Origin of the sequence: uncultured Methanobrevibacter sp. (genome assembly GCF_900314695.1) — an archaeon.
Classification (GTDB): Archaea; Methanobacteriota; Methanobacteria; order Methanobacteriales; family Methanobacteriaceae; genus Methanocatella.
Genome location: NZ_OMWD01000003.1, coordinates 49,794 through 74,810, shown reverse-complemented (window position 1 = coordinate 74,810; position 25,017 = coordinate 49,794). Strand labels below are relative to the sequence as shown.

16 protein-coding genes are annotated in these 25,017 nt (G+C 36.0%); 9 read left to right on the top strand and 7 right to left on the bottom strand.

What is annotated here, in order from left to right; translation table 11 throughout:
• Both moaA and QZN45_RS01240 read left to right on the top strand, forming a co-directional pair.
• On the top strand, positions 1–930 hold the full coding sequence (gene moaA / locus QZN45_RS01245; protein WP_296810607.1) for a GTP 3',8-cyclase MoaA: 930 nt from the start codon (positions 1–3) through the stop codon (positions 928–930).
• 27 nt (positions 931–957) lie between these two features.
• On the top strand, positions 958–3,273 hold the full coding sequence (locus QZN45_RS01240; RefSeq protein WP_296810604.1) for a hypothetical protein: 2,316 nt from the start codon (positions 958–960) through the stop codon (positions 3,271–3,273).
• Positions 3,274–4,277: 1,004 nt separating this feature from the next.
• On the opposite strand, the gene QZN45_RS01235 is transcribed toward QZN45_RS01240, so the two are convergent.
• From QZN45_RS01235 to QZN45_RS01225, 3 genes are all read right to left on the bottom strand, one after another.
• Complete coding sequence (locus QZN45_RS01235) at positions 4,278–5,483, bottom strand: Coenzyme F420 hydrogenase/dehydrogenase, beta subunit C-terminal domain (RefSeq protein ID WP_292607454.1); 1,206 nt, start codon at positions 5,481–5,483, stop codon at positions 4,278–4,280.
• 17 nt (positions 5,484–5,500) lie between these two features.
• Positions 5,501–7,666, bottom strand: coding sequence for a formate dehydrogenase subunit alpha (gene fdhF / locus QZN45_RS01230; protein WP_296810600.1), 2,166 nt, complete (start codon positions 7,664–7,666; stop codon positions 5,501–5,503).
• A 90-nt stretch (positions 7,667–7,756) separates the two neighbouring features.
• A complete protein-coding gene (locus QZN45_RS01225; RefSeq protein WP_292607451.1) occupies positions 7,757–8,548 on the bottom strand; it encodes a formate/nitrite transporter family protein in 792 nt (263 codons plus the stop codon).
• 657 nt (positions 8,549–9,205) lie between these two features.
• On the opposite strand from QZN45_RS01225, the gene fdhD reads away from it, so the two are divergent.
• Positions 9,206–9,952, top strand: coding sequence for a formate dehydrogenase accessory sulfurtransferase FdhD (gene fdhD, locus QZN45_RS01220; RefSeq protein WP_292880957.1), 747 nt, complete (start codon positions 9,206–9,208; stop codon positions 9,950–9,952).
• On the opposite strand, the gene hxlB is transcribed toward fdhD, so the two are convergent.
• On the bottom strand, positions 9,953–10,543 hold the full coding sequence (gene hxlB / locus QZN45_RS01215) for a 6-phospho-3-hexuloisomerase (protein WP_292607013.1): 591 nt from the start codon (positions 10,541–10,543) through the stop codon (positions 9,953–9,955).
• 106 nt (positions 10,544–10,649) lie between these two features.
• Between hxlB and QZN45_RS01210 the strand changes: the two genes are divergently transcribed.
• The 4 genes from QZN45_RS01210 (at position 10,650) to lysS (ending at position 16,680) form a co-directional block, all read left to right on the top strand.
• Positions 10,650–11,516: a LysR family transcriptional regulator gene (locus QZN45_RS01210; RefSeq protein WP_296810597.1), complete on the top strand. Its 867-nt coding sequence runs from the start codon at positions 10,650–10,652 to the stop codon at positions 11,514–11,516.
• 168 nt (positions 11,517–11,684) lie between these two features.
• Positions 11,685–12,599, top strand: a complete 915-nt coding sequence (locus tag QZN45_RS01205) for a carbohydrate kinase family protein (protein ID WP_292607008.1) — start codon at positions 11,685–11,687, stop codon at positions 12,597–12,599.
• A 242-nt stretch (positions 12,600–12,841) separates the two neighbouring features.
• Positions 12,842–14,140 (top strand): phosphomethylpyrimidine synthase, encoded by a 1,299-nt coding sequence (gene thiC, locus QZN45_RS01200; protein ID WP_296810595.1) that lies wholly within the window; start codon positions 12,842–12,844, stop codon positions 14,138–14,140.
• A gap of 956 nt (positions 14,141–15,096) precedes the next feature.
• Complete coding sequence (gene lysS, locus QZN45_RS01195; protein ID WP_296810593.1) at positions 15,097–16,680, top strand: lysine--tRNA ligase; 1,584 nt, start codon at positions 15,097–15,099, stop codon at positions 16,678–16,680.
• 374 nt (positions 16,681–17,054) lie between these two features.
• Here the strand turns inward: lysS and QZN45_RS01190 are convergent, their stop codons facing one another.
• From QZN45_RS01190 to QZN45_RS01180, 3 genes are read right to left on the bottom strand one after another with little or no spacing between them, the layout of a single operon-like run.
• Complete coding sequence (locus tag QZN45_RS01190) at positions 17,055–17,432, bottom strand: GNAT family N-acetyltransferase (RefSeq protein ID WP_296801997.1); 378 nt, start codon at positions 17,430–17,432, stop codon at positions 17,055–17,057.
• On the bottom strand, positions 17,413–17,901 hold the full coding sequence (locus QZN45_RS01185) for a nucleoside deaminase (RefSeq protein WP_292880945.1): 489 nt from the start codon (positions 17,899–17,901) through the stop codon (positions 17,413–17,415). The genes QZN45_RS01190 and QZN45_RS01185 overlap by 20 nt, the downstream gene beginning before the upstream one ends.
• A gap of 33 nt (positions 17,902–17,934) precedes the next feature.
• On the bottom strand, positions 17,935–18,993 hold the full coding sequence (locus tag QZN45_RS01180) for a hypothetical protein (protein WP_296810591.1): 1,059 nt from the start codon (positions 18,991–18,993) through the stop codon (positions 17,935–17,937).
• 187 nt (positions 18,994–19,180) lie between these two features.
• Between QZN45_RS01180 and polC the strand changes: the two genes are divergently transcribed.
• On the top strand, positions 19,181–22,480 hold the full coding sequence (polC, locus tag QZN45_RS01175) for a DNA polymerase II large subunit (protein WP_292607543.1): 3,300 nt from the start codon (positions 19,181–19,183) through the stop codon (positions 22,478–22,480).
• A gap of 218 nt (positions 22,481–22,698) precedes the next feature.
• Complete coding sequence (nrdD, locus tag QZN45_RS01170) at positions 22,699–25,017, top strand: anaerobic ribonucleoside-triphosphate reductase (protein WP_292607547.1); 2,319 nt, start codon at positions 22,699–22,701, stop codon at positions 25,015–25,017.

Genomic DNA, 25,017 nt, shown 5'->3' with positions numbered 1-25,017 from the left:
ATGCTGGATGACGTTGTAAAGGACAAATATGAAAGACCAATTCTTTCACTAAGAATCACAATTACAAACAGATGTAACGAAAACTGCATTTACTGCCATCATGACGGAATGGTTTCCTCCAAGGACGAAATGACTCCTGATGAAATATATAAAATCTGCAAAATAGCCAAAAAAATTGGAGTTCGAAAAATCAGGCTTTCAGGCGGAGATCCACTGGTCAGAAAAGATATTGTCGAAATCGTTGAAAAGATTGCCAGTCTGGATTTCAAAGACATCTCCCTTACAACCAATGGAGTGCTGCTTGAAAAATATGCCAAGGACCTGAAAGATGCAGGACTTGACAGAATAAATGTAAGTCTGGACACATTGAATCCGGATACCTATAAATTCGTTACAAAAATGGATTATTTAAATGAAGCAAAAACAGGTATATTAAATGCCGTTGAAGTTGGATTATACCCTGTTAAAATCAACATGGTCATAATGAAGGACATCAATCAAAATGAAGTAAAGGACATGTTTGAATTCTGCAGGGAAAATAATATGGTGCTTCAACTGATTGAACTTATTGAAAGCGAGAACTGTGATGAGGATAAATTCAATGCTGAATACCACTATCCATTAGACAGCATTGAAAATAAGCTATCTGATATGGCTGATGACGTAAGAGAACGAAAATTTATGCAGGGCCGTAAAAAATATTACATTAACGATGGTGAAATTGAAATAGTAAGACCTGTCGATAACTCCAAATTTTGTGCAAATTGCTCCAGGTTAAGAATCACACCTGACGGTAAAATCAAACCGTGTTTGCTTAGAAACGATAATCTTGTTGAATTGATTTCACATATAAGAAATGGAGAAAGCGAAGAAAAACTGGAAGAAATTTTTATAAGAGGCATAGACAAACGAGAACCGTTTAACACATAAAGATTAGGTGATATCATTAAAAAATATTTGATTCTGATAGGAATAATAAGCATATTTCTACTCATTACACCGCTATCTGCTGCAGATGAGAATAATACTCAAAATACCATCATTACATCTGGAGAATCCCCAGCTAGTGACAACGAAAAACTTGATGTTTATATAAAACCTGACAAATTTACAGGAATATACGGAAATAATGAAACACCAATACTGGTTTATGCATATGATGAAAACAATGAAAGTGTAACTGAAGGAACCGTGACATTAATCGACGTGTTTGGTGAAGACCATACCATACATCTCGAAAATGGTATTGGAGGCCGCTATATTTTTTGTAAAGAAACCGGGACTTTTAATATTACATGCAAATATACCGGAACAGGCAAATACAATAATGCAACAACAACCTTGACTTTATATGTTCCTGTTGCAAATACAACCTGCCACAACATTGTTGCAACAAAATATGACAATTGTGTGTATTTTACAGGAAATGTCGTTTCAGACTATAGGGAATACGAAGAGTTTCAAGACTTTGAAGAGGTGACCGAAGGAAACCTGACCATATATATCGATGGTGAAAATATGGGAATGTGCAAAGTAGATGCAAACGGGAACTTTTTGTATATATGGAATACGACAAGAAATCTTATTGGTCAGCCAGTTAACTTTGCTGCCTTTTTCACAAACAACAAAAAACACTTCAATCCTTCAAATTTTTCTAAAACATTCACATTTACGGGTGCAAAAAATACAGAAATAACATCACAAATCACCACCGTTGGAAATGAGATCCTAATCAACGGAAGCGTTAAAGACAATACAGGAGCAAATGTCATTGGAGGAACACTAACGTTAAATAACCAATACAAAATCCCAGTAGATACAAACGGCAAATTTGAATTTTACATTACCAATCAGACACAAAATGAAGTCAACTATGAAATTGGCGTGATGGATTGGGGATCAAAAGCAGACATCAGAGCAAACATTCCCCTAATGAACGGGATTGAACACACCGAACTAACAGACAATCTGATTGACTTATGCAATCAGGGAAGTCCATACATCAAATTTGGAAACGGAAACGGTAAAACTATTGTTGTTAATGTTGGAACCCACGGATGCGAGCTTGCATCACAAGTAGCTGGATTGAAACTGATAAATTTGCTTGCCACCTTCGGCGATGAAATAAACGGGGCAATATATGTATTTCCATTCATTTTTCCAGAATCCACTGCCATTAATGAACGTATGGTCAATTATACAAATCTGAACACAGTGTCAAACATCAATGGAACAGTATCAAACAATTTAGTAAACTTTGCAATCTCGATAAATGCTTCAGGACTTGGAGATTTTCACTGTACAAGGCATAGCGACAGCGATGTTGGAATAACATGCATAATGTGCACATATATTCCAACCTTAGAAAGTTACGATATTGCAATGGCTGTTTCAAATGAAACAGGATACGACATCAAAATATATGAAACCGCAGGAATACCATACGCCGGAGCGATTGAAGACACATGCAATCTAAATGGAATCCCAGCAAATACATATGAAGTTTTATGCAACCATAAGACCATTGAATATGGAAGTCCTGAAATCTCATTCAACATGATGAAATCATTTTTAAAATATTTCGGATTCGATATTGATAAAATGACAAGGATTACTCTTCAAAACAAAACATTATCATTAATATTTACAAGCCCATATAACTATAATTCAAGCATGAAAAGCATTGATTTAATGAAAAATGCACAAATAATATCTAAAAGTGCATCATACATCATCAATTATGGTGGAAAATACAGCATTACACTCAAGGATATAAGCGGAACCCCCCTTGCTGGAAAAAAAGTAACATTTACATTGAATGGAAAATACATCGGATCAGCCACCACCAAAAGCAAGGGCATTGCAACATTTACATTAACACCAAAAGTCCTGAAAGCTGCAAAATACGGCAAAAGGAATTTGATAATAAAATTCAGTGATTCCGATTACAAACTAACCAAAAAAACCGTTAAAATAACAATCACTAGAGAAAAGACAAAACTTTCTGCCAAATCAAAAGCATTCAAAAAATCAATCAAAACAAAGAAATTGGCTACAATCCTAAAAAACAGCAAAGGAAAAGCCATTAAAAATGTCAAATTAACATTGAAAGTTAAAGGCAAAACATATAAAGCTAAAACCAATTCCAAAGGTAAGGCAATTTTTAAAATCACAAAATTAACCAAAAAAGGAACATATAAAGCTAAAGTTAACTTTGTTGGGAACAGCTACTACAAATCCATTTCAAAAAGCATCAAAATTAAAATCAGGTAGCAATTTCCCATACTTATTTTTAAATATATGAATCATTAGAATGCATCTGTTGGCAAGGCATCTAAAATAATTAGACGTAATGTCAATTATATTACAAGATAGCTGGAAAATAGGATTTGTAATTAATTTAAGACATATATTGTTTTAAAAAAAGTGGCTAATAACATAAAATACAGTGACAACACGATTATCCTTAATGCACTTGGAGTACAAGCAAGATTTAAAGTTGGAAAATATTAAAAAATCAGATAATTATGAGCAACACCCAAATGTTAAAAAAAAGACAAGTTTCTGCCTTCAAAAAAAGAAAAAAGGAAAATAGAGATTGGGAAATCCCTATTTTTTAATGGTTAATTTTTTGGTCACTTTGTTTTTTCCGTAGTTACTGTGTATTTGTATTTTTTGCCGGCTTTGAGCTTTTTGACCATGGATTTTTTGACATACCATGTTGCTACGCCTTTACTGTTGGTTACCCAAATGAAAAAACATTTACTCTTTTTTAAAACAACAATTAAAATCACATTTAATTGAATAATATCTCATTTATAATTACTCCTATATAAAAAATAAGAGATAGCATTTGAAAAGTATTCGAATAACGAACTCAAAGCAATTATCAAAATCCATAAAAAAAGTATACTGAACAAAAATTCATGACCTAAAAAAGCCCCAAAACAGAAAATAAAAAAATACCAATAAATGATATTGAAGCAAGATTTATGAAAGGAAAGAAAGGAAACTTCATTTAAATGCCTAGAAAATCAGAATATGAACTTTTTTGCAAAATATGTTAATCACACAAAAATCCAGAAAACCAGATAAAATAAAAAGAATCTACAATAATTACAAAACAAATTTAAAAGATTTCTGCAAAAGCACATCCATTAAAAACCAATTAAAACTCGATGTGACAATATTTAAAAAAAATCAACAAGTCAACCAAAATTTAATTTTGGCAGCCACCCTAAAAAAAAGAAAAAATAATAAAGGTCAGATGACCAATATTATAATTTTTTAGCTTTGGATACGTGATCAGTGAATGGAAGTGGGTCATCACTACCCATACCTGGGATGTATCCGTAGACTTCTCTTACTTTGTTGTTTACAGTACTCCATACTTTAGCAACAGGGATTTCACATGGACATACTTCGGAACATTGACCACAGTTGGTACATGCGTCAACCATGTGTACTAAACGTGTTAAGTGGAAGAATGGAGCAGCAGGAGTGTATCCACCAGGTACCCATTCAGGACCTTCAGCTTCAAGACAGCAGTCTTCACAGAAACATAATGGACATGCTTCACGACAGCCGTAACATTTCATACATTTGGAGAATTCGTCTTCGTATTGATAGAATACGTCGATGATGTCTCCGGTAGTACCTGCGTAATCGATTTCTTTTTTAGCTTGAGATTCTTTTAGCATGAAGTTGTTAACGTTTTCTCTGATTTTGACACCTTTTGGATTTGGTTCTTCGGTAGCAATTAAACCTGCGTCAATTACTTTACCTAAAACATCTGCACCAGTTTCGGAGAATACTTCAACAAAAGTAGCTTTTCCAGCTAAAGGACCGATAACTCCCCAGTTACCTAAAGCTAAGTCAGCGTTGGAAGGGATTTTGAGATTACATCTTTGACAGTTTTCTCTTCTACCCATACCTTGTTCTTCTAATTCATCGATTTTGAAAGCTTTTTCGCCGTCAGCAGTTTCCATAATGAGTTTACCTTTAGCGATTTCTTCTTTGACAACGTCTTTAGGATCTAAATCGTATACATCTCTAATCATGTTCATGGTTGGAACAGGTGACATTGTTCCACCACAGTTTACACCGATCATAATAACGTTTTCTTCGATGATTTTACCTTTTTTCATTAATTCACGGATGGTCATTGCATCACAAGGTTTACATGCAACAGCGAGTTTCATGTATCTTGCACCATCTAAGTATTTGGATACGAATTTAGCAATGTTTAAGGTACCACAGTGAATGGAACCTGCAGTTTTGATTACATCAGCAGGGTCAGTGATAAGGGTTGGTACACCATCATAAATATCGTGACCTTGGGTTACTCCAACAACACCGTCAACGATACCTTCTTCTAATAAGTATTTCATGATGGTAGTAACTACTCCACCGTATTCACCTTTTTGTTTGATGTCTTCGATAGCAGAGTATGCGTAATACATATCGTTAATTTTTGCGCTCATTTAAATCTACTCCTCAATTATTTACCTACTTTTACGGTGGTAGTTGCCATGTTTTCAGCTTTAATTTCGGTGTCAGTACCATCTTTGTATACTTCACCTTTCATTTCGACAACATCATCGAGTTTTTCTACTTCAATAGCACAAGCTTTCAATTCAACCATTTTGGATTTAGGGTCGAAAGAATCGGAGTTGGTCAATACATTTGCAGCACATTCTACAAAGTGCATTGGAATGTTTACAATACCTTCTTTGATGTCGTCAGTTACACGAGCAGGAATTGCGATTTCTCCTCTTCTAGAGAATGCTTTTACTACTTCACCGTTAATGATTCCTCTTGCTTCAGCATCTTTAGTGTTGATTTCGATGAATCCGGTTTTAACTTCGTTGGATAATGTTTCACATCTTCTGGTCATTGCAGCGTGATAGTGGAACAAGATTCTTGTAGTAGTTAATAATAATGGGTATTCATCATCTACGGTTTCAACAGGACCTTTGTGTTCTAATGCTTGGAAAATTCCTAAACCGTCAGGGTGTGCGAATTTTACTTTGTGCATTAATGGTTGACATGGGTCGTCTTCGGAAGGACAAGGCCAGTGAAGTGCTTCAGGAGTGTCTAATCTTTCACGGTTCATACCAGCCATGATAGGAGCACATTCTCTGATTTCATCAAAGATTTCTTCAGCAGATTCGTAGTGGAATAATGCTCTTGGTACGCCCATTCTGACTGCGATTTCTTCCATAATTTTCCAGTCTACCCAAGCGCCTTCAGGAGGTTCTTGTGCTTTGTGTAAGCATTGTACTCTTCTTTCACCACTGGTGAAGGTACCTTCTTGTTCACCCCAACCTGCTGCAGGTAATACAACGTCAGCACATTGTGCGGTATCGGTTAAGAAACATTCTTGAACAATTAACATTTCTAAGTTTTCAAGTGCTTCTTTGGTGTGTTGTACGTCAGCATCAGAGAGAACTGGGTCTTCCCCGTGGATGTATAATACTTTTAAGTCACCAGCGTGAGCAGCGTTCATCATTTCTACTAAGGTTAATCCAGGAGTGGTTGGTAAGTTTACTTCATAACCTTCTCCACTGTAGTAGTCGTTGAACCATGCAGTAGTTTCTGGGTCTTTAACTTTTCTGTAACCTACGTAATCGGAAGGTAATGCACCCATATCACAAGCACCTTGTACGTTGTTTTGTCCTCTTAATGGGTTTACACCAGTACCTTGTCTACCAATGTTACCAGTTAACATTGCAAGGTTTGCAGTGGACATTACGTTGTCAGCACCGTGGGAGTGTTCGGTAATACCTAATGAGTATACGATAGCTGCTTTGTCAGCAGATGCGTATTCAATAGCTAAGTGTTCAATTACTTCAGGTTTGATTCCGGTAATTTCGGAAGCCATATCTAAGTCGTATTTTTGAACAACTTCTTTCATTTCTTCGAAACCTTTGGTTCTGTAGTGGATGAATTCTTCATCTTGTAAGCCTCTGTCAATGATGACTTTAATCATTGCGTTCATTAAAGCTACGTCAGTACCGGTTTCAAATTGTACATATTCATCTGCGATTTTAGCAGTAGGAGTAAATCTTGGGTCTAATACAACTAATTTAGCACCGTTTTGTTTAGCTTGGATTAATTTACGTCCAAACAATGGGTGTGCTTCCATGTTGTTTGATCCAATACAGAAGATGTAGTCAGCTTCTTTAATACTGTCGAATCCGTTGGTCATAGCACCTGATCCGAAAGTGTTAGCTAAACCTGCTACAGTAGGACCGTGACAAATACGTGCACAGTGGTCTACGTTTTGAGTACCACAAGCTACTCTTGCTAATTTTTGAGTAATGTAAATGTTTTCGTTAGGTGAACGAGCACATGCGTAGAATCCAACTTTGTTTGGATCTTCGTCAGATACTTCTTTGAGTTTGTTAGCAACTAAATCTAATGCTTCATCCCAAGAAGCTTCTCTAAATTCACCATTTTCTTTTATTAAAGGAGTAGTTAATCTGTCTTCCCTATTAATAAACTGATATCCAAAGTTACCTTTTGGACATACTTTACCCTCGTTTACAGGGTGTCTTTTTAAAGGTTCTACACCAACAATTTTTTCGTCTTTTACAACGAAGTTGAGTCCACAACCAGTACCACAGTAAGGACAGATTGTTGGAACATATTTTATTTCAACCATTTTATAATCTCCAAAATATATTATTTTTTATTTAAAATAATTAAAAAAAAAGAAGCTTTTAAAGCTTCTTCAAATTTGAAATTTACTAGCTTATTCTTTAAGGTATGTGAACCAGTAGATACAAGCGACGAATATTGCTCCTCCAACGATGTTACCGAGAGTTACAGGAATTAAGTTATTTACAATAATAGTACTCCAGGTTACACCTTCAGCACCTAAGAACATACCTAATGGTATGAAGAACATGTTTGCAACACTGTGCTCAAATCCGATGGTTACGAAAGCCATAATTGGGAACCAAATACCAAAGATTTTACCAATGATATCATCGGATGCGTTAGCTAACCATACAGCTAGACATACAAGCCAGTTACAACCAATAGCTTTAATAAATGCAACGTCAAATGACATTCCAACTTTACCAGTAGCTACCTTAATTGCTCCTGCTTGGATAGCTGGATCAGAAGTGATGATTCCACCCATAAATGCAAGAACGTATGCAACGAATAATGCACCTACGAAGTTGAATAACCAACTTAATACCCAATTTTTAGCGAGACCGCCTACAGAAGCGGTACCATCTAATACACCGATGGTCATGAACATTACGTTACCGGTAAATAATTCAGAACCAGCGAGTACAACAATAATCAAACCTACAGGGAACACTGCACCGAATACAAATTTGGATAAACCAATTGGTAGTCCTGCAGCGACCATACCAGCATTAGCGACTTCAGCTAATAAACCTCCGAATGCGATGTATGCTCCTGCTAAAAAAGAAAGCAAAATCACATTAACAATATTTGCAGAGTTTTTTGCACCAGCAGTTGCAGAAATTGCCTTTGCTGTTTCTACTGGGCTTTTAAAAGATGAACTCATATTATCAACCTCTTTATCCCTTTTTTTATAATTTTTTATAATACTAATGAATCACACTAAAAAGTTCAAAGTATTATGAATATTATTTATATATCTTAATATATAAAAAGGATTTGTTATCTGCATCGAAAAGAAATATTTAAATAGTATAATCAATTTATATTAAATTGTAATGATAAATCATTATAGATTAATATCACATCGATAATAATTATTTTTTTTTAAAAAAACTATTTTTAATTAATTTTTACATGAAAATAATACTTTAAATCAATTTATTATAATCAAAATAATATCTAATCAATAATAATTTAATAAAAATAAATGAAATAAAACTTTTTGAAATACGAACTAAACTATCTTACATAACATATATTTATATATAATGAAAATTCGTTGGTAAAAATACACCAAAATAGATACTCAAAAATAACTAATCAAACATAAAACAACACAGTCAAAAATAATTAATTCGATGAAAAACGAACAAAATTCGATGCAATATAACATTCAACTTTATAACCTTGCCAGTATTGAAATATTCTGATTTTGAAAATTCATCACCGCAACGATAACAACACTTTTTCAATATCAAAAAAATGACCTGATGAAAGATATATCTTATCATAATATAATATTATTATAGGGGTTTTAAACATGAAAATTGAAGAAATTGATGCAATAAACTACAAGAATGGAAAAGCAAAAAATGCCAAAGAAAAGGTTGTAAAGGATGAAACAATCACTTTAACAATCAATGGAACTATAAGCCGCAGTCTGTCAGCAATCGAAGATTCACTGAAGGAATTTGCTGTAGGATACCTGTTCAATGAGAATATGGTAAATTCAATGGATGCAATCAAAAAAATCAATGTCGACGGGACACAGATTCATGCTGAAATTGACGATACCCTACTTAAAACCAATGAAACCGTACTCTGTTCCGACTCTGCAGGAGGATGGAGAAGCAAAATCAAAACCGTGAATCCTGTTGAATCCGATTTTCAAGTCAATGCCAGCGAATTGATTTCAAGAATTGAAGAGCTGAAAGACAATGCCGAAATTTGGCAGGCCACCGGAGGAACACATGTTGCAGGAATCGTTTATGATGGCCAGTTTATTGTAAAAGAAGATGTAAGCCGCCATGTAGCTGTTGATAAGGTAATCGGTTACGGATTGTTGCATGACTTTGATTTGTCCAACTCATATGTTATATACAGCGGAAGAATGCCTGCAGATATGGTAATAAAAATGACAAGGGCAGGAGTTCCCATACTGGCATCAAATGCAGCACCTGCAAATTCAGGATATAATATTGCAAAAAAAGGAAACATTACATTAGTTGGCTTTTTAAGAGGCCAAAGATGCAATGTCTATAATAATCAAAATAGAATAATTTTCTAATTATTCCAATACTGTATGTCTGGCTTTCAAATCACTTTCTGTCTGTTCCATTTTTTCCATCAATTCGGATACGACAGCATCAAGAAATACCAAAGTGGTCAGTTCAAAGGCAGTTCCCAAAGGAGTCAAGGAAGTATAGTTTCCATGAATTTGACGTTTCATATAGTTTTCATCGTCAACTTCCTTTTTGGTTCTTCCTTTAACGAAAAGATAACCATCGGCCAATTGTCCTAAAGTGGATTCAGGATAAGAAGTAACTGCCAATACTTTTGAACCTCTATTTTTAGCAATCTTTGCAGCAGAAACGATAGTATTGGTTTCACCGGATCCGGAAATTGCAATTATACAGTCGTCAGCATTGATGGCAGGAGATATTGTCTCACCCACTACAAATGAACTTAAACCCAAATGCATCAATCTCATGGCAAACGCTTTTGCGGCAAGTCCAGACCTACCTGCTCCAGTAACAAAAATGTTATTGGCATTTATAATTATATTTTCAAATTCATCGACAGATTCTTCATCTAAAAATTGTTGAGCAGAATCAATATTCTCCAATATGGCCTTAATAGAATCTTTCATTATTTCCATTTTATCTAATCCCAAATATGTTAAACTATATTATATTATATGAATACAATTTTATAAATAATTAATGTTATAATAGTTATTATTATAAATTATTTGAATGGGTTGCATGAAATTTGAAAGCAAAGGATTGATAAATCTTGAAATTGATGGGAAAATATATGATTATAAACTATTTAAAAGTTTAGAATCACTTAATAGAACAAAATCCCAGAGAAAATCTGCAAAAGAATTGAAAATATCACATACCGTCTTCAATAGACGACTTCTTAAAGCCGAAGAAAAATTAGGTGTGAAGATTACACAAAAGGTTGGAAACGGCACACTGCTGAGCGAAGCAGGAACCGATCTGCTTAATGAATTCAGAAAATATCAAATCCAAATAGAAAAAACATCAAACATCAACATTGCCGGAGGACATATCAGTTCCGGGCTTTTGGAGAGTATCAAACATCCATTTAATATAAATGTCTACAGCAGCAGCGACAAAGATGCATTTGAACTTGCAAAAAGAGGTGCTGTCGACATATTGACACTTGATGATCCGCTTCTTGCCTATGAACTGAATATTGATTTTACACCAATAGCCTATGATTACCTTGTTTTGATTTCAAGCCCGAATTCCAAGGAAATTAAAAGCATAAACGATCTTGAAGGCCTTGAATTCATCAACGTGGAAGGTTCAGCCCAGAGGCTTGCATGGAACAGTCTGGAGCATTATGACATAGACTATGATTTGAAAACTACTGTCAATTCACAGTTTGATGCATTCAAATTGGTTAGAAATTCCGAAAATCTTCACAGCTTTTTAAATGCAAGTTATTTCAAAGGAAATGACATTTTGAAGTTTGATACAAGACATGTAATTAGTTTAATCAAAGTTAACGAAGATAAACCTGAAGTAGACGAATATATTGAATATATACTTAATGACGGTCAAGAGGCCATTGAAAATCAGGGTTTCACATTAATATGATTATTACTTTTCACATGCTCACAGACAACTAATATAATAATATTATAATAAAGAATATTGTACACTCATATGACCCTATGAAATATCATGTATGTGCATATGTGATATTTCAAAACATTAAATAATGATAAAAACCAATATTAAATTGAAAATTTAAAAGGCGATATTATGGCGAAAAACAGAGATTTACTAGCAATTGGTCACTCTGCTCATGATTATATAATTAGAGTACCTGAATTTCCAAAAGCAAACTTTTCAGCACCCATAACAAATATGAAAACATTTAATGGTGGGGCTGCTGCTAATGTGGCTTGCGTTGGAGCAAACTTAGGATTAAAAACATCATTAGTATCTGCAGTTGGCGGAGACTTTAAAAAAACCGAATACTATGAGCATATGCAAAACCTTGATATTGATACAGAATCATTAATCATAGTGCCTGGCGAAGCGACCCCAACCGCATTTGTCCTAACAGACGACAATGAAGATCAAATCAGTTATTTCTATTGGGGGGCTGCACGTGAATTCGCAGAAAGCAAAGCACCAACTGCCGCAATAAAAAATGCTGAAGCAGTACACCTTGCAACAGGCGACCCTGATTTCAACTGGAAATGTTCTGAAGAAGCAAAAAATGAAGATTTGCTTGTTTCATTTGACCCCGGACAGGATTTGGGAATGTACGATACCAAAAAACTAAAAGATGTAATTGAAAATACCACCATCCTTTTCGGAAATCATCATGAAATCGAAAGGATTTTGGAAGCTCTTGAAACCGATCTCGATGGACTCAGACAATTAGGTCCAAAAATCGTCGTTAAAACCTGCGGAGCAAATGGCAGTGAAATTTACTCCAATGAAGATAAAATCAAAGTTGATGCAATAACCAGAGAAGCAGTCGACCCAACTGGAGCTGGAGATTCCTATAGGGCAGGATTCTTATCAAGATTCTTGAATGGAGAATCACTCGAAGAATCAGCCAAATTTGCATCTTCCGTATCATCATTTATTGTAGAGCAACAAGGATGTCAAACCAACATGCCTAGCTTCGATGATGCATTTGAAAGAATGAATGGATTTTACTGAATCTATTCTTTTACTTTTTTTAAAGTGAACTTTATTATTATCAATAATTCTTTAATTTCAGTATAGAAAATAAACTTAACTTATTTTTTAAAAAAAACTTTATATTAGTCAAATCAAATAGAATTAAGGAATTATCCTATTAATTTAAATAGTATTAAATTAAAAATAGTGACTATCAACTTAGTATGAGAATATTTTAAATTAAATTTGACTGTTATAAATCTTAATTGAGGGATGATTAAATGACACAAATCAGTGACGCAAAGAAAGGTATATTAACCGATGAAATGAAACATGTAGCAAAAATTGAAGGTGTTTCAGAAGATTTTATTTTAAGGTCCGTTGCTAACGGAACCATTGTAATTCCAGGAAACGTAAACAGAGATATAGATGCAGCAGGTATCGGTGCAGGACTCAGAACAAAAGTAAATGCAACCGTAGGTACTTCAACCGATATCGTTAACTTTGATGAAGAAGTTGAAAAGGCACAAATTGCAATCGACAACGGTGCAGACTGTTTAATGGAATTAAGTATCGGCGGAGACTTGGATGTAATAAGAAACAGAGTATTGGACATGTCCCCATTACCTGTAGGATCCGTACCGGTTTATCAGGCAGCTATCGAAAGCATCAGAAGAGATGGCTCAGTAGTTTACATGACTGAAGATGATTTGTTCAACACCATCGAAAAGCAAGCAAAAGATGGTATTGACTTTATGGCAATCCACAGTAGTATCAATATTGAAACCTTGACCAGACTCAAAAGGCAAGGCCGTGTAACCGGACTCGTATCCCGTGGAGGATCATTCATGTCCGGATGGATTGTTGAAAATGAAAAAGAAAACCCATTATACGAAAACTTCGATTACGTTTTAGAAATCGCAAAAGAACATGACGTTGTTCTTTCACTCGCTAACGGTATGAGAGCAGGATCCATTGCTGATTCAACAGACAGGGCTCAAATCCAAGAATTGATCATTTTAGGAGAATTAATCGACAGATCCCGTGAAGCCGGAGTACAATGTATGATTGAAGGACCAGGACACATTCCAATCAATGAAATTCCAACAAATGTAATGATTCAAAAGAAAATGTGTTCCAACGCTCCTTTCTACATGTTAGGTCCTATCGTATGTGATGTAGCACCAGGTTACGACCACATCGTATCTGCAATCGGTGCAGCATCTTCCGCAAAAGCCGGAGCAGACTTCATCTGTTACGTAACTCCTGCAGAACACCTTGCTCTTCCTAACCCAGATGACGTAAGGGAAGGTGTAATAGCTACCAAAATCGGAGCTTACGCTGGAGACTTAGCAACCGGCCAAATCGACGGTTCACAGGATTTAGCAATGGCTGAAGCGAGAAAAACTCTCGATTGGGAAGCACAATATGCTTGTGCAATGTTCCCTGAAGCTGCACGTGCAAAAAGAGATCAAAGACCTCCTGAAGAAGAAGACACCTGTACCATGTGCGGTAACTTCTGTGCAGTAAAAATCGTTAACGAATGGTTGGACCAATCCGATTCCGACCTCATTAAATAGATAATCATATCTATTTTACTTCTTTTTTTATTTTTTTAACCATCAAGCAATTTCTCACATTTAGAACAATTTTGTTAAATGGCCTCATCATATTGATTTTCAAATATTATTTTGATTTATATTGCCGAAAACTTCATATATATTGTTATAATCACTGCAATTTTACTAAATGAGTTCAACAAGATTTAAATTATTTATTTAACAATATATATCTAGTTAAAAAGCCTTCAATTAATGTTAGGGAGGTAGATAAGTATGATGTTAATGATTATTAACAAATATTTATTTTCTTATTGTAACAGTTTTTTCTCGCATCTGTTATGGTGTTCCCCCATTATATCCCAAGGAGGTGAAACTAATGGAGATAATTATTTTCATGATTGGAACATATAGTTTTAATATTTTTTCAATAATTAAAGATATTAATGTTTTCAATGTTGATTGAAGATAATGACTCACATTTCACCTCTACTTTAGGCAATTAAATATTATCAAAATTATCGATGATAGTCTTTTGAAAACATGTTATTGTTTTCTTGAAGGTTTTTCCCTTAGATGACCACTGTTTAATTGCCATTTTCAAATAAGATTAAATTTATATATGACATTCCATAAATTATTAAAACAAGAGAGTTACTTTCAAGTAAACCTCTAGGGATATAATGAATTTAATGTCTGCGAGAATATTGTAGGGATTTATTTCTACAATAAGACATTAAATAACATTTTTTTATAATCCTAATCATCCGTTCATCTTCTATTAAGGATTTTATTTTTTTTAAACTCAAATTATTCCATCTATCTGTGCTGCCTTATCAAGGTAAGGCAATGCTTCATCAAAATTACCTAACATGTTATTAGGTAAGGTTTATTAAACTAATCTTTTTATATTAATAATAACAAAGACTTATTAGTATACTTATTTTAATGATAATTTTTTTATTTACGGTGAATATATGACACATTGGATTGAAAACATAGCCGATGAACTGGCTAAAAGAGACGTAGAAGAACATGTAATTGCAAGTGGAACCTCAATTTCAGGTTCAATACATATTGGAAACTCTTGCGACATTTTTATAGCTAACGGAATTGGAAAAAAATTAAGGGAAAAAGGAAAGAAAGCTAAAACCATCTGGATTGCTGATGACCACGATCCGCTCAGAAAAGTCCCTTATCCATTGCCTGAAGATTATGACAAATACCTTGGAATGCCATACTCAACCATTCCATGTCCTGACGGATGCTGTGCAAACTTTGTAGAGCACTTCGAAAAACCTTTGCTTTCAGTAATAGATGATTATGGAATAGAAATGGAAGCGAAATCAGGTTTTGAAATGTATCAGTCAGGAGTCTATAACGATTATATAAGAACCGCCTTTGAAAATGTGGAAAGAATCAAGGAGATATTCAACGAATACAGAAGGGAACCTTTAGCTGATGACTGGCTTCCTTATAATCCAATCTGTGAAGAGTGCGGAAGGGTCAATACCACAGAAGCTTATGATTTTGATGGAGACATTGTAAAATACAGATGTGAATGCGGCCATGACGGTGAAATGGACATCAAATCCGGAAACGGAAAGTTAACATGGAGAGTCGAATGGGCTGCAAGATGGAAAATATTGGGAGTTACCTGCGAGCCCTTTGGAAAAGACCATGCCGCAAGCGGAGGGTCATATGATGTAAGCAGCGTCATTTCAGAAGAAATTTTCGACTATCCTGCACCATATCCAGTGCCATACGAATGGATTACCCTTGACGGAGAAGCTATGAGTAAATCACACGGTGTTTTCTTTGCACCTGAGGAATGGCTGAAAATAGGACCTGCAGAAAGTCTTCACTATTATCTCTTCAGGTCAAAACCTATGAAAGCAAAGGATTTCTCACCTAAAATGCCGTTTTTAGACTTCATTGACAGTTTCGATACAGTTGAAAAAGTGTTCTACGATGAAGTGGAAGCTCCATCCGAAAAAGAGGAAAGAAAATTCAAGGAAATCTATGAAATAGTTCAGATGAATCCTGATGCGCCTTTGCCTTTCAGACCGCCGTTCAGATTCCTTGTTAACGCTTATCAGATTGCAGGAGATAACCTTGAAAAGATATTTGAGATCCTTAAAAGGAACTCCCAACTGACCAAAAGCTTTGAAGATAAGGAATTTGGTGATTTGACCGAAACAGAAATGGCCCAGTACAGGGAAAGGGTCGACAATGTAATATACTGGCTGGACAATTACGCACCTAAATTCGTGAAATTCCAGGTTCAGGAAAAAAGCGTGCCTAAATTGCCATTGACCGAAGAACAGGACAAATTCCTGGCTGAACTGGCTGATTTGATGGAAAATACTGAATTCAGTGATGCAGCCGAATTGCACGATGCGATGTATGAAATCCTTGAAGGTCAAGGATTAAAACCTCAAAAAGGTTTCCAGGCAATTTATAAAATGATTCTCGGTCAAAAACAAGGTCCAAGAGCTGCCTCATTTTTATTAAGCTTGGATAAGGACTTTGTTGTAAAAAGATTAAGAAAAGAAGCTTAATCTTTTTTAAATTTATTTTTTTAGCAAAAATTTCTTTTTAAATAATTTTTTGACTCATTTCTCTATTTTTTTTACTTCCTTATTTAAATTCCATAAGGATAATTTTCACCGAACTATCTTCCCCTAAATCAAAGCTAATGACAACATTTTTGAATTTACACTCCAAGACTATTTTTCCCACAATAAACAAACTCAAATATAGCCAATAGGCCATTATAAAACAATCATCGTAATATTTGAAGATTCCCACAATTTAAAGGAGAAATCAATTATGTTGTTTTTAAGATGAAATATTGCTTTATAAAAGGATTAATTTTTTAAAAAAAAAAGTATGAATTCAAGACATTTGAATAAGCATTTTAGAAAATCAGTTATTAAATCAAACTCTTGAACTCTTTTTTCGCCAAAAGCTCATCGACAAATTGATAATCAAGTTTTTCAAATATTTCAACCAGAATGTCTTCCCTTGAATCGAAGCTGACGACAACACTTTTGAATTCATAATCCATGGCAATCTTTTCAAGCTGTCTTATCAGCTTGTAGGCAATCTTTTCCCTGTCGTCATAGGAATTTAAAAACAACGTAGTGATTTCACAGGAATCGGAATCATAAACCTTGAAGCTGGCGCATCCCACAACCTTGCCGAATCTGTTTAAAAGCAGAACTACCTGAGGGTCATCGACCACACAGCCGAATGACCGGCAAAATTCAACAAAGCGTTCATCACGCTCGTCAGTCACTATTATTTCCATCTTTAACCTCCGTAGTGTTTCCTACCTTTGCAAGCTCGTCTTCCCAAACGCCCGGATTGTTGCATGCAAATCTCAAGAAGAGATCCCTACATCTCATATCATTCAGGACAACCACTTCAACGCAATTGCATTCAAGCAATCCTTCAGCGCCCATAAGAGTGGTGTTTTCACCGATTACTACACGAGGAATATTATATAAAATCACCGCCCCAGAGCACATCGGACATGGCGAAAGAGTGGTATACAGTGTGCATTTCACGTAATCATCATAATCAAGACGCCCTGCATTTTCAATTGCATCCATTTCGGCATGCAATAATACAGAATCGTTTTGAATCAGCCTGTTATGGCCTCTTGAAATGATTTGCCCGTCCTTGACAAGAACGGCACCGATTGGAATTCCACCTTCAGCCAAAGATTTTTCAGCCTCTTTAATGGCTTCATCCATAAAATAAGCATCAGTTTTCATAAAAAAAATAAGTTAATAGATGAAATCAATCATCTATTTGAATCTATTGAATAATCCTTTGTTGGATTCTTTTTCCAATTGTTCTTCAAGTTTTTTAACTTGTTTTCTTAAATCAGTAATTGTTTTGTTGTTTTCATTGGATAACTTATCGTAGCTACTTTCCTTAACTTTCAATTGAGTTTTAAGTGAAGAAATTTCTTCCTTATATTTGGAAATGGCATCCTTGTTTTGTTTATCCACTTCTTCTTTATAATTACCGATTTCAATTAGGTCTTTTCTTAACTCGGCAATTTCAGAATTGAGACCATTGTTTTCATCTTTCAATGAGTCAATATCATTGTTCAAATCTTCAATTCTTTGTTTTAAAGTTTTATTTTGTTCTTTGAGTTTGTCAACTTCATGAATATCTTTAGAATTCAATTCGTCTTTTAAATCTGAAATTTTAGATTCGTAATCGGATTTGATTGTTTCCAATTCTGCTTCTAATTTATCAGCCCTTACTTTATTGACTGCACCGTCTGCACCGAGTTTTCCTATCTCATTACTTAAATCCTCATTGATATCCAATTGGTCGAAGTATTTCCTTGTACTTTTTTCCAAAGCATCAGTCAATTCAATCTTAACGCTTTTCAATTCGGAATTTTCCTTTTTGAGTCTTGGAATGACTTTATTAGTTAAGTAATTAAGCTCATTTGATTGATTTGAAAGTTTTTCATTTTTCTCAGAAAGCTCTTTTTTCAATTTGGAAACTACATTGTAATCAACAGAGGTTTCAACAGATTCTTCTACACCCTTATCTTCTTTTTTAGGAGCAGGTGTTTTTTCAACAACCTCTTCAACTTCCTCTTCTTCCAAAACAGGAGCCTCTTCAACTGGATCTTCAACTTCTTCAGGAGCCTCTTCAATTTCCTCAACTTCCTCTTCTTCCAAAACAGGAGTCTCTTCAACTGGAGCTTCTACAACTGGCTCTTCAACTTGTTCAACAGCAGGAGTCTCTTCAACCACTTCATCATTAGATTTATTTTTAATTTTATCAAGATTTAAACTCATTTTAGTGCCATACATAGCATTAACAGGTTTTTTATCAGACATTTATATCACCAAAATAGCAATAAAAACAAAATTCGACCACCAGTATACTAAAATTAAATTTTTCTTTAACACCATATTTAAAGATTGTCAAAATTCCAAGCCACATTTTCACACTTGCAAATATTATTAATATTATGAAAATCAATAATTATATACTGAATTAATTTTAATAATTTGTGGCGATAAAATGGATTATTTTGACAGATTAGAAGCTGATACCCATCACCTATACGATATAGCTAATGAGGCTAGGTCAAAAGGTTTAGATGTTGAAACAAAAACTGAAGTGCCTCTTGCAAAGGATTTAGCAGAAAGAGTCGAAGGGCTTGTTGGTCCGGAAGGGGTTGCAAATCGTATCAAGGAATTGGAAAAAGATATGGACAGGGAATCCGTTGCCTTTGAAATTGCCGCTGAAATTGCATCAGGCAAATTTACGCTCACCGGCGAAAAGGCTGAATGGAACGAAGAGCAAAGGTCAGATCAGGGTCTCAGGACTGCGCTGGCTATCCTTACAGAAGGAGTGGTTGCAGCACCTCTGGAAGGTATTTCCGATGTTAAAATCAAGGACAATTTTGACGGAACAAAATACATTGGAGTTTATTTTGCAGGCCCTATCAGAAGTGCCGGAGGTACAGCTGCAGCACTTGCAGTTCTTTTAGGAGATAAAATCAGACAGGCAATCAACATCGACAGGTTCAAGCCGATAGACGATGAAATCGAAAGATACGTAGAAGAGGTCGAGCTTTACGAATCCGAAGTTACAAACCTTCAATACTCACCAACACCAGAAGAAGTGAGATTCGCTGCAAACAACATTCCGGTTGAAGTAACAGGAGAGCAGACCGACCAGGTTGAAGTGTCACACAGGGATTTGGAACGTGTAGAAACCAACAACATTCGTGGAGGAGCACTTCTTGCGATGGTTGAGGGAGTTATCCAGAAATCAAAAAAGATTCATAAAATCTCCAATAAATTGGGCCTTAACTGGGAATGGCTTACCGAATATTCCAAACCTAAAAAAGACGATTCCGGAGGAGATGACGGAGACGATTCAGATATTGTCAGTGAACCTAAATACATCCAGGATATTATTGGCGGAAGGCCTATTTTAGGATATCCTTCAGAGAAGGGAGGATTCAGACTCAGATATGGAAGAAGCAGAAATACAGGCCTTGCAACAATGGGAGTTCATCCGGCAACAATGGCTCTGCTTGAATTTTTGGCTGTTGGAACACAACTCAAAATCGAGTATCCCGGAAAAGGTAACTGTGTCGTTCCGGTCGATTCCATTGAAGGACCTATAGTCAAGCTTAAAAACGGCGATGTCGTGGCAATCGACAGCATCAAACAAGCCCGAGAGCTTAAAAAGGACGTAGTTGAAATACTCTTTTTAGGAGATATGCTCGTTGCGTTCGGAGAATTTTTAAGAAACAACCAGCCTTTGTATCCGTCCGGATGGTGTGAAGAGTGGTGGATACAGCTGCTCACTAGAAGCGAAAACTTCGATGCAGACAACAACGACCTTGATATGCACAAGCTCGAGTATGAATATCTTACCGCAATCGAAGCGTTCACACTCTCCAAGGACTATGACATCCCGCTTCACCCAAAATACACTTATTGTTATAATGACGTTACAATCGCAGATTTGAATTCATTGATTGACTTGATAAATCAGGCCAAATCAACCTACAAGATCAATGAGGAGCTTGAATTGGATTTGTCCTATCAGAAAAGAACACTGGAAATAATCGGTGTTCCCCATATTGTACGTGACGATAAAATCATTATCGACAAGGATCATTCATACGCTCTGGTAATTACACTGTCCAAAAAACTGCCTGAAAAGACAACCACAATTGAGGCATTGAATGAGATTTCCCCTGTTGAAATCAAGAACAAGGCTCCAGCATATATTGGAACCCGTGTAGGTAGGCCTGAAAAATCCAAGGAAAGACTGATGAAACCTGCACCGCATGGGCTCTTTCCTATCGGTAATTATGGAGGCTCCAGAAGACTGATAGCTACCGCAGCCAAGAAGGGAAACATCAAAATTGAACTGTCAAGAAGAAAATGTACCAATCCGGAATGTGGAGTAAGCTCATACAATTCATTATGTCCGGAATGTGGCCATCCGACCGAAATGAGAAAGCCTAGCCAAAAGAGCATTCCTCTTGCAAGCATGCTCAAAAAAGCTTCAGACAACGTTAAGGTCAGAAGGGTTGATGAGGTTAAAGGTGTTGTCGGAATGATTTCAGAGGCAAAGCTGCCCGAACCTCTTGAAAAGGGAATATTGAGAGCTAAAAATGAAGTGTTTACATTCAAGGACGGAACAATTCGTCACGATTCAACTGACCTGCCCCTAACCCATTTCGTTCCGAAAGAAATTGGAGTTACAGTTGAAAAGCTTTTGGAAATGGGCTATGAAAAGGACTGTTATGGAAATCCTATTGAAAGTGAAGACCAAATCATTGAACTCAGGGTTCAGGACATCGTTATTTCAGACAACTGTGGAGAGTATCTTCTCAGAACCGCCCAGTTCATTGACGATGAACTTGTACGCTACTATGATATGGAGCCGTTTTACAATGTCAAGGAAAGAAGCGATTTGATTGGGCATTTGGTTGCAGGCCTTGCGCCGCACACATCAGCAGGAGTTCTTGGAAGAATCGTCGGATTTACAAAGGCGCTCGGATGTTATGCCCACCCGTATTTCCATTCTGCAAAACGTAGAAACTGTGACAGTGACGAAGATGCTGTAATGCTTCTTTTGGATGCCCTGATTAACTTTTCAAAGACATACCTTCCGAATACCAGAGGTGGAAGTATGGATGCTCCATTGGTTTTATCTTCAAGAATTGATCCTGAGGAGATAGACGACGAATCCCACAACCTGGACATTTTCGAAAGGTTCCCTGTTGAATTCTATGAGGAAACCTATACCCCTCACAAGCCGGCTGACGTTCTGGAATACATTGACAATGTGGAGATGCATTTGGGAACACCACAGCAATATGAAGGACTTATGTTTTCACACCACACCTCAAGCATTCATGCAGGTCCTACAGTGTGTCTTTACAAGAGACTGCCTTCAATGAGAGAAAAGGTAGAGGCTCAAATCACCCTTGCCGAAAAGATTAGGGCAGTGGATCAAAGGGGAGTTGTTGAAAAGGTTTTATCTTCCCATTTCCTGCCGGACATTATGGGTAACTCAAGGGCATTTTCCAAGCAGAAGGTCAGATGCACCAAATGCGGAGCAAAGTATAGAAGAATGCCCCTTACCGGAAAATGCAAATGTGGAGGCAATCTGATATTGTCCGTTTCAAAAGGATCGGTTACAAAGTACCTTGAAATCTCAAGGGATTTGGTTAACAGATACCCCGTTTCACATTATCTTGAACAGAGATTGGAGATTCAGGAATTTGGTATCAACTCGCTTTTTGAAAGTGACAAGTCCAAGCAGAGTTCATTGGACATTTTCTTCTAAATCATGATTACTTTTCATGTGCTCTCGGACATCATATTTTTAATATTAATAATATAGTAAATTTCAGAGAGCACAAACATTGTTCGTATCAAGACGAACAATATATATACTAAAAAAGATAAATGAATTAAGTGTAACTATGTTCGTATTAATACGAACAATAATTATACAATTAAATTCAATATTAATTAATATAGAATGAATAAGGTGGATAATATATGGAAAGAAGTTCAGAAATCGGAAATAATTTAAATGAATCCGTTAAAATAAACGTAGAGAAAAATAATGGTATAAAAGAGAGATTCAGCTACGAAAAATTAGTAAAATCTTTAGTAATGGTTGAAACTCCTTTTTTTGAATCTGATAAGATTGTAGCAACCGTTGTATCCCAATTATATGATGGAATTACAACCAAAGAAATCAAAAAAATCGTTTACGAATGTCTTGAAGACATCGACACAGAAATTGCAAACAAATACTTAGCAAGCACCCAATTAAAAGTTCGTACATCAAGAGATACAATCGAAGCATTCGATTTATCAAAAATTGCAAACACTTTAATTGAAGAAACCGGTGCTAGCCAAGAAACCGCTTTTGAAATCGCTACTGAAACCTGGAAAGAACTCAAGAAATTAAACGTCGAATACTTGACCGCTCCAATGATCAGGGAAATGGTTAACACAAAATTAATCGAATACGGATTGGAAGACTTAAGAAGCCGTTACACCCGTTTAGGTATTCCTGTATACAACATTACCTCTTTAATCGAAAACGGTAACAGAGATAATGCAAACATGATTCACAACCCTGAAAGTATTCACAAACACGTAGCAGACGAAGCTTTAAAACAATACGCATTATTAAAAATGTTACCAGCACACTTGGCAGATGCACACATGGCAGGTGACATCCACATTCACGATTTGGAATTCTTCGCAGGAAGACCTCTAAACTGTATGCAACACGACATCAGAACATTCATCAAATACGGACTTAAAGTTGACGGTACTGGTGACCACACCTCCATTGCAGGCGCACCTAACCACATGGAAACCTTAATGAACCACACTGGTGAAATCATGCTTGCAGCACAACAAAACATGTCCGGAGGACAAGGAATGTCCCTTTGGAACGTATTTGTAGCACCATTTGCAAGAGGAAGAACATACGATGAAATCAAACAAGCAGTTCAAATGCTCGTTTACAACCTAAACATGGCTTACGCTGCAAGAGGTTCACAAGTTCCATTTACAAGTATGGCATTGGAATTCGGTGTTCCTGATTTCCTAAAAGATGAAACCGCATACGGACCTAAAGGTCAAGTAGTCGGAACCTATGCTGACTTTGAAGAAGAAACCAGATTAATCCAAAGAGCATTTACTGAAACCTTACTCGCTGGAGACAATGAAGGCAAACCTCATTTATTCCCAAATACAATTTACACCTTAAGACCTGAAACAATGACCAGCGAATATGATGATGACATCCGTTTGGTACATGAATTATCTGCAAAATACGGTTCATCCTACTTTGTAAACATGTTCCCTAAATACAGAGGAAAAATGGCAAACTACATGGGTTGCAGAACCTGTTTACAAGATACCTGGACTGGTGACTGGGATCAAGACTGTTTAAGAACAGGTAACCTCGCATACGTAACCTTAAACTTCCCAAGAATCGGATACCAATCCAAAGATGAAACCCAAGTATTTGAATACCTAGACGAATACATGGACCTAGCAACTGAAACATTAATGCTTAGAAGAGAACAAGGATTAAAATGTTTAAACGATTTCCACATATTACCATTCTTAAAACAGCAAGTAGCTGAAGATTCCTACTACAGAATCCAAAACTCAACATTATCCTTCGGTTTCGTTGGACTTAACGAAATGTTATTATCCTTATTCGGAGAAGGCATTGAAAACCCAGATGCAAACAAGTTTGGTGTAAAATGTCTCGAATACGTCAATGACAGGGCTAAAAAATTACAGGAAGAAACTGGACTCAGATGGAGTGTTCTCCAAACTCCTGCAGAATCAACCGCATACAGATTCGCAACTCTTGATAAAAAACAATTTGGCGATCAGGCTATTGTACAAGGTGAAGGAAACGCTAACTACTACACCAACTCTTCCCATGTACCAGTAGACACCGGCGCATCATTAATTGAAAAAATCAAGATTGAAGAGCAGTACCACAGCTTAACTCCAGGTGGACACATCTTCCATGCATTCATGGGAGAATCCTACTCAGACCCTGATTCATTAATGAGCTTAACCGACAAAATTGCAAGAAAATCCGATATCGGATTCTGGGCTTACAGTTCCGCATTAAGCTTCTGTTTAAAATGTAAAACCTTAATGAAAGGATTAAATACCACTTGTCCTACCTGCGGCGAAAGTGAAGACGTAGAATGGTATGACAGAATTACCGGATACGTACAACAAGTAGGCCGTGCAAAATCCGCTTCCGGTGGATGGAACCCAGGTAAACGTCAAGAGTTAATTGACAGAAGAAGATTTGAAGATAACTAA

Coding starts and splice junctions, on each gene's coding strand:
- QZN45_RS01185 (WP_292880945.1), bottom strand. CDS start 17,901: ATGAAAACTGATGCTTATTTTATGGATGAAGCCATTAAAGAGGCTGAA.
- QZN45_RS01205 (WP_292607008.1), top strand. CDS start 11,685: ATGGCGAAAAACAGAGATTTACTAGCAATTGGTCACTCTGCTCATGAT.
- QZN45_RS01235 (WP_292607454.1), bottom strand. CDS start 5,483: ATGAGCGCAAAAATTAACGATATGTATTACGCATACTCTGCTATCGAA.
- fdhF (WP_296810600.1), bottom strand. CDS start 7,666: ATGGTTGAAATAAAATATGTTCCAACAATCTGTCCTTACTGTGGTACT.
- lysS (WP_296810593.1), top strand. CDS start 15,097: ATGACACATTGGATTGAAAACATAGCCGATGAACTGGCTAAAAGAGAC.
- QZN45_RS01180 (WP_296810591.1), bottom strand. CDS start 18,993: ATGTCTGATAAAAAACCTGTTAATGCTATGTATGGCACTAAAATGAGT.
- nrdD (WP_292607547.1), top strand. CDS start 22,699: ATGGAAAGAAGTTCAGAAATCGGAAATAATTTAAATGAATCCGTTAAA.
- moaA (WP_296810607.1), top strand. CDS start 1: ATGCTGGATGACGTTGTAAAGGACAAATATGAAAGACCAATTCTTTCA.
- QZN45_RS01210 (WP_296810597.1), top strand. CDS start 10,650: ATGAAATTTGAAAGCAAAGGATTGATAAATCTTGAAATTGATGGGAAA.
- polC (WP_292607543.1), top strand. CDS start 19,181: ATGGATTATTTTGACAGATTAGAAGCTGATACCCATCACCTATACGAT.
- hxlB (WP_292607013.1), bottom strand. CDS start 10,543: ATGGAAATAATGAAAGATTCTATTAAGGCCATATTGGAGAATATTGAT.
- QZN45_RS01225 (WP_292607451.1), bottom strand. CDS start 8,548: ATGAGTTCATCTTTTAAAAGCCCAGTAGAAACAGCAAAGGCAATTTCT.
- fdhD (WP_292880957.1), top strand. CDS start 9,206: ATGAAAATTGAAGAAATTGATGCAATAAACTACAAGAATGGAAAAGCA.
- thiC (WP_296810595.1), top strand. CDS start 12,842: ATGACACAAATCAGTGACGCAAAGAAAGGTATATTAACCGATGAAATG.
- QZN45_RS01190 (WP_296801997.1), bottom strand. CDS start 17,432: ATGGAAATAATAGTGACTGACGAGCGTGATGAACGCTTTGTTGAATTT.